Origin of the sequence: Cupriavidus sp. SS-3, from assembly GCF_035818815.1 — a bacterium.
GTDB lineage: Bacteria > Pseudomonadota > Gammaproteobacteria > Burkholderiales > Burkholderiaceae > Cupriavidus > Cupriavidus taiwanensis_C.
This window is the reverse complement of the sequence record NZ_JAYLVT010000001.1, coordinates 89,831-101,881: the sequence shown is the minus strand read 5'-3', so window position 1 is coordinate 101,881 and position 12,051 is coordinate 89,831. Positions and strand designations below refer to the sequence as shown.

At 68.7% G+C, this 12,051-nt stretch carries 10 protein-coding genes; 4 read left to right on the top strand and 6 right to left on the bottom strand.

Annotation, left to right across the window (positions count from 1 at the left end):
• Positions 1 to 167: 167 nt before the first annotated feature.
• Together U9J39_RS00425 and U9J39_RS00420 are read left to right on the top strand one after the other, a co-directional pair.
• Positions 168 to 1,241, top strand: coding sequence for an MBL fold metallo-hydrolase (locus U9J39_RS00425; protein WP_326346273.1), 1,074 nt, complete (start codon positions 168 to 170; stop codon positions 1,239 to 1,241).
• 86 nt (positions 1,242 to 1,327) lie between these two features.
• Entirely contained in the window at positions 1,328 to 2,077 is a 750-nt protein-coding gene (locus tag U9J39_RS00420) for an NADPH-dependent F420 reductase (protein ID WP_326346272.1), read from the top strand.
• A gap of 31 nt (positions 2,078 to 2,108) precedes the next feature.
• On the opposite strand, the gene U9J39_RS00415 is transcribed toward U9J39_RS00420, so the two are convergent.
• Positions 2,109 to 2,498: a GNAT family N-acetyltransferase gene (locus U9J39_RS00415; RefSeq protein WP_115682118.1), complete on the bottom strand. Its 390-nt coding sequence runs from the start codon at positions 2,496 to 2,498 to the stop codon at positions 2,109 to 2,111.
• Between the two features lie 187 nt (positions 2,499 to 2,685).
• On the opposite strand from U9J39_RS00415, the gene U9J39_RS00410 reads away from it, so the two are divergent.
• A complete protein-coding gene (locus U9J39_RS00410; protein ID WP_115711845.1) occupies positions 2,686 to 4,185 on the top strand; it encodes an AMP nucleosidase in 1,500 nt (499 codons plus the stop codon).
• Between the two features lie 77 nt (positions 4,186 to 4,262).
• Here U9J39_RS00410 and U9J39_RS00405 read toward each other — a convergent pair whose 3' ends face one another.
• Positions 4,263 to 4,904, bottom strand: a complete 642-nt coding sequence (locus tag U9J39_RS00405) for an OmpW/AlkL family protein (RefSeq protein ID WP_115711847.1) — start codon at positions 4,902 to 4,904, stop codon at positions 4,263 to 4,265.
• Positions 4,905 to 5,247: 343 nt separating this feature from the next.
• The gene (gene leuA, locus U9J39_RS00400; RefSeq protein WP_326346271.1) at positions 5,248 to 6,930 is read right to left on the bottom strand and encodes a 2-isopropylmalate synthase; all 1,683 of its coding nucleotides are present in this window, start codon (positions 6,928 to 6,930) and stop codon (positions 5,248 to 5,250) included.
• Positions 6,931 to 7,534: 604 nt separating this feature from the next.
• On the opposite strand from leuA, the gene U9J39_RS00395 reads away from it, so the two are divergent.
• On the top strand, positions 7,535 to 8,893 hold the full coding sequence (locus U9J39_RS00395; protein ID WP_326346270.1) for a hypothetical protein: 1,359 nt from the start codon (positions 7,535 to 7,537) through the stop codon (positions 8,891 to 8,893).
• Positions 8,894 to 9,237: 344 nt separating this feature from the next.
• Here U9J39_RS00395 and U9J39_RS00390 read toward each other — a convergent pair whose 3' ends face one another.
• From U9J39_RS00390 to U9J39_RS00380, 3 genes are read right to left on the bottom strand one after another with little or no spacing between them, the layout of a single operon-like run.
• Complete coding sequence (locus U9J39_RS00390) at positions 9,238 to 9,549, bottom strand: DUF6587 family protein (protein WP_116313698.1); 312 nt, start codon at positions 9,547 to 9,549, stop codon at positions 9,238 to 9,240.
• A 14-nt stretch (positions 9,550 to 9,563) separates the two neighbouring features.
• Complete coding sequence (gene feoB, locus U9J39_RS00385; RefSeq protein ID WP_116313697.1) at positions 9,564 to 11,420, bottom strand: ferrous iron transport protein B; 1,857 nt, start codon at positions 11,418 to 11,420, stop codon at positions 9,564 to 9,566.
• Positions 11,421 to 11,434: 14 nt separating this feature from the next.
• Positions 11,435 to 11,746 (bottom strand): FeoA family protein, encoded by a 312-nt coding sequence (locus U9J39_RS00380; protein ID WP_115682125.1) that lies wholly within the window; start codon positions 11,744 to 11,746, stop codon positions 11,435 to 11,437.
• Between the last annotated feature and the right edge of the window lie 305 nt (positions 11,747 to 12,051).

Below are 12,051 nucleotides of genomic sequence, written 5' to 3'. Positions count from 1 at the left end.
CCCATGCATGGAAAACGGTGCCACGTGGCACCGTTTTTTACGCAGAAGTAGGTACGCTTTGACCCTTGCGGCCTTGTCGGGCAAGGCGCGGCTAAGATATGCGCTGGCCGCGCGCCCGCTGGCGCCGGCCTGCTCCTCGACAACACCAATCAGAACAGGATCAGGATATGAAGCTGCAGTCCATGGTGCGCCCCGCTACCTCTGGCCCGCGCCCGCGCCCGAAGTTGCAACTTGCCTTGCGCCGGGCCGCATCGCGCGCCGTCATCGCCATCGCCATGGGCAGCGCCGTGCTGGCCACGGGCATGGCCAGCGCGCAGACCGCCACGCCGCCGGCGCAGCAGAAGACCCAGGTGCCGGGCTACTACCGCATGATGGTCGGCCAGCTCGAAGTCACCGCGCTCTATGACGGCTACATCGACCTGGACCCCAAGCTGTTCAAGTACACCAGCGCGCGCGAGGTGCAGAGCCTGCTGGCTCGGATGTTCTTGACCTCGACGCCGGGCATGCAGACCGCCGTCAACGCCTACCTGATCCATACCGGCAGCCGCCTGGTGCTGGTCGACACCGGCGCGGCCGGCTGCTTCGGGCCGACCCTGGGACGCATCGGCGAGAACCTGCGCGCCGCCGGCTATGCACCCGAGCAGGTCGATACCGTGCTGCTGACGCATCTGCACGGCGACCATGCCTGCGGCCTGGCCACGGACGGCAAGGCCGCGTTCCCGAACGCGACGGTCTACGTCGACAAGGCCGACCTCGACTACTGGCTGAGCGAAGCCAACGCCGCCGCCGCGCCGAAGGAGGCGCAGGGCCTGTTCGCCATGGCGCGTGCCGCGGCCGCGCCGTACCAGGCGGCGCAGCGCCTGCGCACCTTCAACGGCAGCGCCCGTAGTGAATCCATTGCCGAACTTGTTCCCGGCGTGCGCGTGGTGCCGGCCAACGGGCATACCCCGGGGCACAGCGGCTACCTGTTCACCTCGGGCAACGACAGCCTGCTGCTGTGGGGCGACATCGTGCACAACCATGCGCTGCAGCTGCGTCGGCCGCAGGTGGCGATCGAGTTCGACGTCGACAGCAACCAGGCCGTGATCACGCGCAAGCGCATCCTGGAGCAGGCCGCCAGGGGCCGGTTGTGGGTAGGCGGCGCGCACATGCCGTTCCCGGGCCTGGGCCATGTGCGCCGCGATACCGCCGGCTATACGTGGGTGCCGGCCGAGTATGGCCCGATCCGCAACGACCGCTAGCCACGCGCGGCGGCTTTTCGCCTAGAGTCATCCCAGGGGGCTGCCACGCGTACCGGGCGGCGGCCCCGCCTGCCGGAGGACTTGCCATGCCTGCCAATGTGACCCGCCGCCGCTGGCTGCGCGCCGGCGCCGCGGCGCTACTGCTGGCTGCGCCACTGCCGCGCGCCGTGCGCGCCCAGCCCGGCCCGGCGCCGGCCCGCGAGGCCGCGGCGCAGCGCATCGGCGTGATCGGCTCGGGCCGCATTGGCGGCACCGTGGGCGGCTTGTGGGTCAAGGCCGGGCATTCGGTGCTGTTCTCGTCGCGGCACCCGGAGGCGCTCAAGCCGCTGGTCGAAGAATTGGGTACGCTTGCGCGCGCCGGCACGGTGGCCGAGGCCATTGCGTTCTCGGACGTGCTGTTCCTTGCCACGCCCTATGGCGCGCTGCCGCAACTCGCTCGTGACCATGCCGGCGCCTGGCAAGGCAAGATCGTGCTCGACGCCACCAACGCCTACGAACACCGCGACGGCCCCATTGCCGACGAGGCCAGGCGCGACGGCATCGGCCTCACCACGGCGCGCTACCTGCGCGGCGCGCGCGTGGTGCGGGCCTTCAACTTCATGGGCGCGGCGCAGTTTGCCAGCGAGCATCACCGGCCCGGCGGGCTGGTGGCGGTGCCGATCGCTGGCGACGACCCGGCCGCGCTGCAAGTGGCGGCGCAGCTAGTGCGCGATGCGGGCTTCGAACCGGTGGTGGTGGGGCCGCTGGCCAGCGCCGATCGCTTCGCGCCGGGCGGGCCGCTGTTCCGGCAGGTGGGGACGGCCGACGAGTTCCGGCAGAAGATGGGAGGACGCTGACGCTGCGCCGGGGTGGTACTGGCCGGGTGGTTCAGGGCCGGCGCCGCTCCATCGCAACCATCGAGGGGGTAAAGCCGAGCTGGCCGAAGAAGGCGGCTTCGGACGAGCGCGCCGCCCGCAGCATCCAGCTGATATCGGGGTCGCTGCCGACGATATGCCGCACCAGGGCGCGGCCGATGCCGTGCCGGCGGTGGCCGGGCGCCACTACCACCATCGACAGGAAACCGTCGCAGACGTCGTCGCACAGCGCGCGGGCAAAGCCGACCACCTCGCCTTTCTCTACCGCCACGGCCACGCGCTGCGAATTGGCCACCAGCCGCGCGAATTTTTCGGGTCCGCCCACGCGGTGGGCCCAGCCATTGGCGATCAGTAGTTGTCTGGCTGCCTCGAGGTCTTCGGGCAACAAGTTACGGATTTCCATTGGCGGCTCTCCCAGCAAAGCATGTACGGCCCCTCGCCGCCCCTTGCCACCAGGGGCGCCGCGAGTCGAGAACGGCACGGCAAGCCGTGCTGCGCAATTGGCGGAGTGTAGCGAGCGGGCGCGGGCGCGTCAATTTGGCGCCTGGCGCGCCGGGGCGTCGCTCACGGCGGCGCTCCGGCGCGGTATCATGGCCGCCATGAACGCCCCCGTCTTTTCCTCCGCGCATCCGGCCGACCAGCTCGCCGAGTTCACCGACGCGGATGCGGCGGTTGCCCGCATCCGCGAGATCTACGATGCATCGGTCGGCGCCGTGCGCGCGCGCTTCGATGCCTTCGCCGGCGGCAAGCCGCTGCCCTCGGCCGCGCACGCGTGCTATCCGTACCTGGGCATCTCGGTCAACATCGAGACCATGGTCACCGACAGCCGCCCCTCCTGGGGCACGGTGGCGTACCCCGGCGTCTACGGCACCACGGTGACGCGCCCCGACCTGCTGGCCGACTACTACCGCGACCAGATCGAGCGCCTGATGCGCTATCACCGCGTGCCGGTGGTGGTGGGCCTGAGCCGGCGCCCGATCCCGCTGCCGTTCGTGATCGAGGCCTCGACCACCGACATCAGCTACACCCAGGCGCGCGAACTGGAGGCCTCGTTCGTGCTGCCGGAGCTGAACCGCATCGATGACGGCATTGCCAACGGCACCTACGAGCCGGTGCCGGGCGAAGCCTGGCCGCTGTCGCTGTTCCCCGCCGAGCGCGTGGACCTGGCGCTGCAGCGGCTCTACCACTACACCGGCACGGCGCCGCAGCACTTCCAGCGCTTCGTGCTGTTCACCAACTACCAGCGCTATGTCGACGAGTTCGTCGCGCTTGGGCGCGCGCTGATGGGTAATGGCAACGGCAATGGCGATGGCGGCGGCTACACGCGCTTTGTCGAGCCTGGCGACGTGGTGCAGGACCTGGGCGCGCCCGAACCCGACGACGCCACGCGCCCGCGCGTGCTGCCGCAGATGCCGGCCTACCACCTGGTGCGCGGCGACAAGCTGGGCGTGACGCTGGTCAATATCGGCGTGGGGCCGTCCAACGCCAAGACCATGACCGACCACCTCGCCGTGCTGCGCCCGCATTGCTGGCTGATGGTGGGCCACTGCGGCGGCCTGCGCCGCTCGCAGCAGCTCGGCGACTATGTGCTGGCGCACGCCTATGTGCGCGACGACCACGTGCTCGACCACGACCTGCCGCCGTGGGTGCCGGTGCCGCCGATCGCCGAGATCCAGGTGGCGCTGCAGGAAGCCGTGGCGCGCGTGACCGGGCTGTCCGGCAACGAGATGAAGACGCGCATGCGCACCGGCACGGTGGTATCGACCGACGACCGCAACTGGGAGCTTAAGTCCAAGTCGCTGTATGCGCGCTTCAACCAGTCGCGCGCGATCGCCATCGACATGGAAAGCGCGGCGGTGGCCGCCAACGGGTTCCGCCTGCGCGTGCCGTATGGCACCCTGCTGTGCGTATCGGACAAGCCGCTGCATGGCGAACTCAAGCTGCGCGGCATGGCCAACGCGTTCTATCGCCAGCGCGTCAGCCAGCACATGACCATCGGCCTGGAAGCGATCCGCATCCTGCGCGAGAACGGCGTGGAGCAGTTGCATTCGCGCAAGCTGCGCAGCTTTGATGAGCCGGCGTTCAGGTAGCGGTCCGCTGCGCGCGCTCATGAAATGCAAAAGGCCGGCGCCCCTTCGACGCCGGCCTTTTTTGTCGCGCGGCAGGATCAGAATCGATACCCCACCCCGACGCTGAACAGCCACGGATCCAGGCTTACCTTGGAGACCTTGACGTCCCCCGCCTTCACATCGCTCTTCAGCCAGATCTTCTTGATGTCGGCGTTGAGGAACCAGTTCCTGGTCAGCTTGTAGTCCATGCCGATCTGCAGCGCCGGGCCCACGCTCCAGCTATCGAGCTGCAGCGAGTTGTTGGCGATGTTCTCGCCCCAGATGTGGGTGAAGTTCAGGCCCGCGCCGATATACGGGCGGAAGGTGCCGTTGGGAATGAGGTGGTACTGCATCAGCAGCGTCGGCGGCAGGTGCTTGAAGGTGCCGATCTTGTTGCCGTCAAGGTAGACGTTCTGCTTCTGCGGCACCGTCAGCACCAGTTCGGCGGCAAAGTTCGGCGTGAAGAAGTAGGTGACGTCGAGTTCGGGGATCCACTTGTTGTTGACCGTGATGCGGTCCGAACGGCCGACGCCGCCGACGGGATCGGAGCTGTGGGCCATGTCGAGGTAGGTGCCGCGCAGCCGCACCATCCAGTTGCCCTGGGCGTCGTCCGCGGCGGCCGCGGGCGTGGCGAAGGCGCCGAGCATGGCGCAGGCGGCGAGGGCCGAACAGGTGGCGGTGCGAAGAGACAGTGTTTTCATGGGTCTGCTTGGTTTGTTATCAAGGCGCGCCCAGTGTGGCGGAGCGGGGCGGCGGTGGCCTTGACACAAAACAAGCGGAACCAAATGGAGCGCACGGCGTCGTGATGGCGCGACAACGCGGCCATCACCGATGCATCCTCGGACATCGCTTCTAACCACATGCGAAATGATTCGTAGCGCGGGCCGATGCTGCCGCTTACGCTGTGCGAAAGATCCGAGCGCGCGCAACGCGTGTCCGGATCCGCACCAGGCATGTCGTGGGCGTCCGCAAGGGCGTCTTTCCGGGTGTGCCCCGTGGGGGCGGGGCACACCGGTTTTCTTGCCAAACGCTACACCTCAGGCATCAGGCCGCGGCGGCGCTGGCCGCGTGAGCGCCGCCGGCAAAGCCCGCCTGCAGGTGCCGGTTCACACCCGACAGCACTGCACGCAATGAAGCCGTGACGAGGTTGGCGTCGATGCCCGCGCCGAACCCGGTCGGCGAATCGCCCACACGGACTTCGACATAGCACGCTGCGCTCGCGTCGGCGCCTGCGTTCATCGCATGCTCGTGGTAGTCCATCACGCGTACCGGCAGGTCCAGCGCATCGATGAAGGCGTCGATCGGGCCGTTGCCGCTGCCGCGCACGCTGCAGGGCTGGCCGTCGCGCTCCATCTGCACCGTGATCACGGTACTGTCGCTTGCCAGCTGGTGCGAGACATAGCGCAGCGGCGCCTCGCGCGCCAGGTACTCGCGCTCGAACAGGCCATACAGGTCGTCCGCGCTCGCTTCCAGCCCGCTGTCGTCGGTCATGGCCTGCACCGCGCGGCTGAACTCGATTTGCAGCCGGCGCGGCAGGTAGAGGCCATGCACCTGTTCCAGCAGGTACGCCATGCCGCCCTTGCCCGACTGGCTGTTGACGCGGATCACCGCGTCGTAGCTGCGGCCCAGGTCGGCCGGGTCGATCGGCAGGTAGGGCACTTCCCAGATGGCGTCCGGCTGCTGCTGCGCAAAGCCCTTGCGGATCGCATCCTGGTGCGACCCCGAAAACGCGGTGAACACCAGATCGCCTACGTACGGATGGCGCGGGTGCACCGGCAGTTGGTTGCAGTGCTCCACGCACTGGCGCACCGCGTCGATGTCGGAGAAGTCGAGGTGCGGCGCCACGCCTTGCGTATAGAGGTTCAGCGCCAGCGTCACCAGGTCGACGTTGCCGGTGCGCTCGCCATTGCCGAACAGGCAGCCCTCGACGCGGTCGGCGCCCGCCATCAAAGCCAGCTCCGCCGCTGCCACCGCGGTGCCGCGGTCGTTGTGCGGATGCACGGACAACGCGATATGCTCGCGCCGCGCGAGGCGGCGGTGCATCCATTCGATCTGGTCGGCGAACACGTTGGGCGTGCTGCATTCCACCGTGGTCGGCAGGTTCAGGATCATCGGGCGGCCCGGGCCGGCCTGCCACGCGGCCGATACCGCATCGCTGACTTCCAGCGAGAAATCGAGCTCGGCCAGGCTGAAGGTCTCGGGCGAATACTCGTAGGTCCACGCGGTCTCGGGCATGGCATCGGTCAGCGCCTTGATCAGGCGCGTGCCCGATACCGCGACGTCCTTGATCTCGTCGCGCGAGGCATTGAAGACGATGCGCCGCCAGGCCGGTGCGATCGGGTTGTACAGGTGCACGATGGCGCGTGCCGCGCCGCGCACGGATTCGACGGTGCGGCGGATCAGGTCTTCGCGCGACTGCGTCAGCACGACGATGGTGACGTCGTCGGGGATGCGCCGTTCTTCGATCAGCATGCGCACGAAGTCGAAGTCGGTCTGCGACGCGGCGGGGAACGCCACCTCGATTTCCTTCAGGCCGATCTTCACCAGCTGTTCGAAGAAGCGCAGCTTGCGCGCCGGGTTCATCGGCTCGATCAGGGCCTGGTTGCCGTCGCGCAGGTCGGTGCTCATCCAGCGCGGCGCGCGCGTGATGGTGCGGCCGGGCCAGGTGCGCTCAGGGATGTCGACGGTGGCGGCGGGGCGGTACTTGATGGCGGGATTGACGAGCATACGGGGTCTCCTTCCTCGCAAGGGAAGATGAAAAATCGAAAAACGGGAAAAGGGTGGCGCAAGGCTGCCGAACTGCCACGGGGCCCTAGGCCCGGCAACCGATCGGTAGGCTTAGCAGTAGCGAGGAAGCGCGCAGGGCGCGGCCCGATGCCAGGGCAGCCAGCACGCGTGCGCGGGCAGCGATGCGGGACGCATCGGCAGCCTGGCAGGGAGTGCTGGTGTAACGGTTCATCGTGGCTGGAGTGGGAGGGGCCGCGGCCGCTCCGCGTGGGTGCGCATGCAGCGCAGGTCCATGGGAAGGGCAAGGTTAGTCGACGAATCCCGACCCGGTCAAGCCTTGCGCGTGTGCCGTCATGCGCGGCAAACCGTCGTGGCCCGATCAGGGGATCGTGGAAACGGGCTGCGCCAAACGGTTGGGGGCCGGCTGCGGCAGGGGCCTGGCGGCCCCTGTTTCCCCTCGGCCGAATGGCGATGTACTGCGCTGGATGGATGACTTGCGGCGAGGTTCTGTGCGCTGCACCTCAGTCCTCTGGCTGGTATTGCGCGGGCCACTTTGTGCCTAGGCTGATAGCGCGGGAAAAAAACACGACTGGGGGGAACAATCATGAGACTGAGAACGTGGACATCCTGGCTGGCGGGTTCGGCCGCAGCCTTGTTGCTGGCGGCATGCGGCGGTGGCGGTGGCAGCAGCGCGCCCGCCGCGCCGGCTTCGGGCGGCACCACCACGCCGCTGACCTATAGCGCGAAGATGAGCGTGACCTCGGGCGAGGTCGGTGTCGGCCGCACGCTGACCATCAGCGCGCTGGCCGTCGACAGCAACGGCGTCGACGTATCGGCCAGCACCACCTTCGACTGGACCAGCACCGACAGCGCCGTAGCCACCGTGACGCCGGGCGCCGGCACGCCGGGCAGCGCCGTGGTCAGGGGCGTTGCGCCGGGCACCACCACCGTGCAGGTGGTGGCCACGGTCCGGGGCACCGACAACACTACTGTGCAACTGCCTGCGCAATCGGCCACCATCACCGTGGTGCCGGCATCTGCGCTGAGCTACACGCTGTCGATGCCCGCCACCAGCCTGTCGATGAGCGACGGCCAGGAACTGCCGGTCAAGGTGACGCTGCTCGACAGCAACGGCAGCGATGTGTCGGCCAGCGTCTCCAACTGGGCCTGGTCCAGCAGCGGCACCGCGGTCCAGGTCACGGCCAGCCAGAACAGCGCCACGCTGAAGGCCAGCAACGGCTCGCCGACGACCGCGGCCACCGCCAGTGTCTCGGTGTCGGTGACCGCGCCTGACGGACATGCCCTCGCCGGCGTCATCGCGGTGACGGTGCAGAAGAACGGCGCCGCGGCCTATCGCGTGGTGACCACCAAGGGCGGGCGCGAGGTCAACGCGCTGCAGGTGTTCAGCAATCGTCCCGACACCTTCACTGCGCGCGTGTTGCGCCACGACGGCCAGGACGTGACCGCGGATTTCGACGGCAACTGGAGCTACACGGCAAGCTCGGCGACGCTGTCCGCGACGGAAGCCGCGGGTACGCATGACGCCACGGTGCGCACCAGCCTGGCCGGCGACACCGGTCCGGTGCAGGGCAGCCTGACCGTGACCGCGGTCAGCAGCAAGCTGGGCGAGCGGCGCAGCGCCACCCTGACGGTGACGGAAAACCCGCTATGGGCACTGGTGGGCGACAACCAGGATCCGATCACGCTGCTGCTACTTGCACCGATGCCGATCGAGGTGACCGCGCGCATGAAGCACCTGGGCGAGGATGCGCAGTACACCGCGTGCAAGGACTGGGCATGGTCCAGCACCGGTCCGGTGTCGCTGAGCCCGAGCATGGTGATGCTGCCCAACCAGGTGCGCGCCAGCGGCACCGGACCCGGCGACTTCACCATCACCGCGACCTGCACCGCGATCGCCGACAATACGCCGCTGAAGGTGGTGTTCTACGGTACGGTCAGGTAGGCGCCGGTATCCCGCAGCTGGCGAGACGCCCTCCGGATGGAGGGCGTTTCGCTTTTGGGAGACACATGCGGTGTGTCAGGAATGATTGGTAAAGGCGCAAGCGTACCCGTTTCTGCGTGGCTGTTTTCGACCCCTGCGTGCATGCCCCGACAGGCGCGCGTGCAAAGCGTACCCAATTCTGCGTGCATGGGAACAAGCCTCGCGAAGCGCCGGATTGGCCTGGAAAAGGCCCACGCCGTCGCCTGCCACGAGGCCTGGACGCGCGCAACCCGCCGCTTGCCGCACCATGCGGCAGCAGCGGGCGTACCCGTTTCTGCGTGGAGGATAAGGGAGGAAAAAGCGCTTCAGCGCTTGCGCACGAAGCGCACCACCTGCTCGGCAGGCTTGTCCTGGCCGGTGGGAGTGCTGGTATTGGCGTCGCAGGTATTGCAGCCGCCGTCGTCGCAGCCGCTGGCGCAGCCGGCCGCGGCCTGCGGGGCCAGCCAGCGGGCCAGGCGGCCGCGCCAGCCCGCGGCGGCGGGGCCGCCCAGGCGCGCCGCCAGCGCCGCCTTGACGCGCTCGCGCGTGCGCGGCGCGTAGCGCGACACCACCGACACCGCGCACGCCAGCACGATCAGCGGGACCAGCAGGGTTTCGATGGCCTGATAGAGGCTCATGGCGTCGGCGGGCCTCAGCTGAACATCAGCGCGACGCGGTAGGTCACGAATGCGGCCAGGTAGGCCAGCCCGGTCAGGTAGGCGGCCGACAGCGCCATCACCTTCCAGGAGTCGGTCTCGCGCCGGATCACCGCCAGCGTGGAGATGCACTGCGGCGCGAACACGTACCACGCCAGCAGCGACAGCGCGGTGGCCAGCGACCATTGCGCGGCGATCATCGGTGCCAGCTGCGTGGCCACGGTCTCTTCGCTGCCCGACAGCGCATAGACGGTGGCCAGCGCACCAACGGCGACCTCGCGCGCGGCCAGCCCCGGCACCAGCGCGATGCAGATCTGCCAGTTGAAGCCCACCGGCGCGAACACCTTCTGCAGCGCGTGGCCGATCATGCCGGCAAAGCTGTAGTCGATCGCCGGCGCGGTCGCGCCCTCGGGCGCGGACGGGAACGTCGACAGGAACCACAGCAGCACCGTCAGCGCCAGGATCACCTTGCCGACGCGCGACAGGAAGATGCGGGCACGCTCCCACAGGCCGATGGCGATGTCGCGCGGGTTCGGGATGCGGTACGACGGCAGCTCCATCAGCAGCGGATGGTCGGTGCGGTCGCGGCGCAGGAACTTGAGCGCATAGGCCACCACCAGCGCGCTGACGATGCCGGCCACGTAGAGCGCGAACAGCACCAGCCCCTGCAGGTTGAACAGGCCCATCACGGTGCGCTCGGGGATAAAGGCGCCGATCAGCAGCGCATAGACCGGCAGGCGCGCCGAGCAGGTCATCAGCGGTGCCACCAGGATGGTGGTGAGCCGGTCGCGCGGGTCCTGGATGGTGCGCGTGGCCATGATGCCGGGGATGGCGCAGGCAAAGCTCGACAGCAGCGGGATGAACGAGCGCCCCGACAGCCCCGCGCCCATCATCAGGCGGTCGAGCAGGAACGCCGCGCGCGGCAGGTAGCCGGATTCCTCCAGCGTCAGGATGAACAGAAACAGGATCAGGATCTGCGGCAGGAACACCACCACGCTGCCCAGCCCGGCGACCAGGCCGTCGACCAGCAGGCTCTTGAGCATGCCGTCGGGCAGCCAGGCGCCCAGCATCTCGCCGGCCCAGTGCACGCCGCCCTCGATGCCGTCCATCAGCGGCTCGGCCCACGAGAACACCGCCTGGAACATCAGGAACAGCAACACCGCCAGCAGCAGCAGGCCGAACACCGGGTGCAGCACGATGCGGTCGATGCGGTCGTCCAGCGCGGCGGTGCGCGCGGGCATGCTCACCGCGGCCGACAGCAGGCGGTTGACTTCGGCATGCACGTCGAAGTCAGGGCCGGACGCAGCGCCGGCCGGCGGGGCCGGCGGCAGCGTGGCATCGAGCAGGCTGACCAGCGCCGCGGCGCCGTCGCGCCGGACCGCCACGGTGCTGACCACCGGCACGCCGAGCGCGGCCGACAGCTTGTCGCGGTCGATCTGGATGCCGCGGCGCGCGGCCGCGTCGCTCATATTCAGCACCACCACCATCGGCAGCCCCAGCTGGCGCAACTCCAGCACGAAGCGCAGGTGCAGGCGCAGGTTGGTCGCGTCGACCACCGACACCAGCAGGTCAGGACGCGCTTCGCCGGCGCGCTGGCCCAGGCAGACATCGCGCGTGATCGCTTCATCCAGGCTGGCCGCATGCAGGCTGTAGGCGCCGGGCAGGTCCAGGATGCGCACCTGGCGTCCGGCCGGCGACACGAAGTAGCCTTCCTTGCGCTCGACGGTGACGCCGGCGTAGTTGGCCACCTTCTGGCGGCTGCCGGTCAGGCGGTTGAACAGTGCGGTCTTGCCGCAATTGGGATTGCCGACCAGCGCAATGCGCAGGGCCGAGGGGGAAGCAGCTGCAGACATAATCCGGGGAAGGCTCAGGCGGTCCGCTTGGCGGACGGTTGGGCAGTCTCGTCGCCCTGCGTGGCGGGGGCGATGCGGGTGACCGAGGCGCTGGCGATTTCCACGCCGATGCGCGCCGCCTCCGAGCGGCGCAGGGCAAAGCGCGTGAAGCCTACCTGCGCCACCAGCGGATCCATGCCGAACGGCCCGTAGGCGATGACCTGCACGGGCTCGCCGGCAACGAAGCCCAGTTCGCGCAGGCGGCGCGCAACCGGATCCCCTGGGGTGGCGTCGTCCACCGATTGCACTACGGCGGGCGTGCGCCGTGGAAGTTCAGACAACCGCATCATGCTTCCAGTCCGTGGCGCGGCCTGCCGCCAAGCGGTCGGTGCGACCGCGCCGGGGTGTGTAAATGAAAATCGTTTTCATTGTATCGCAAATGAGGCTTTACGTTGCCCCCTCAAAGGGCGGGCACGCCAGCCTTGCCGCGCCAGGCACGGCAGGAGGCGAATGATAACCGCTAAGGGTCGTCGATGAGCACGCCCCGCGACCGCGAGCCGGCGTCCACCGAGGCTGGCGGCGGTCAGGTCATGCCACCCCGAATCCGCGCCGGGCCCGCCATCGTGCAATTACTGCATTTGCGTTATGGATG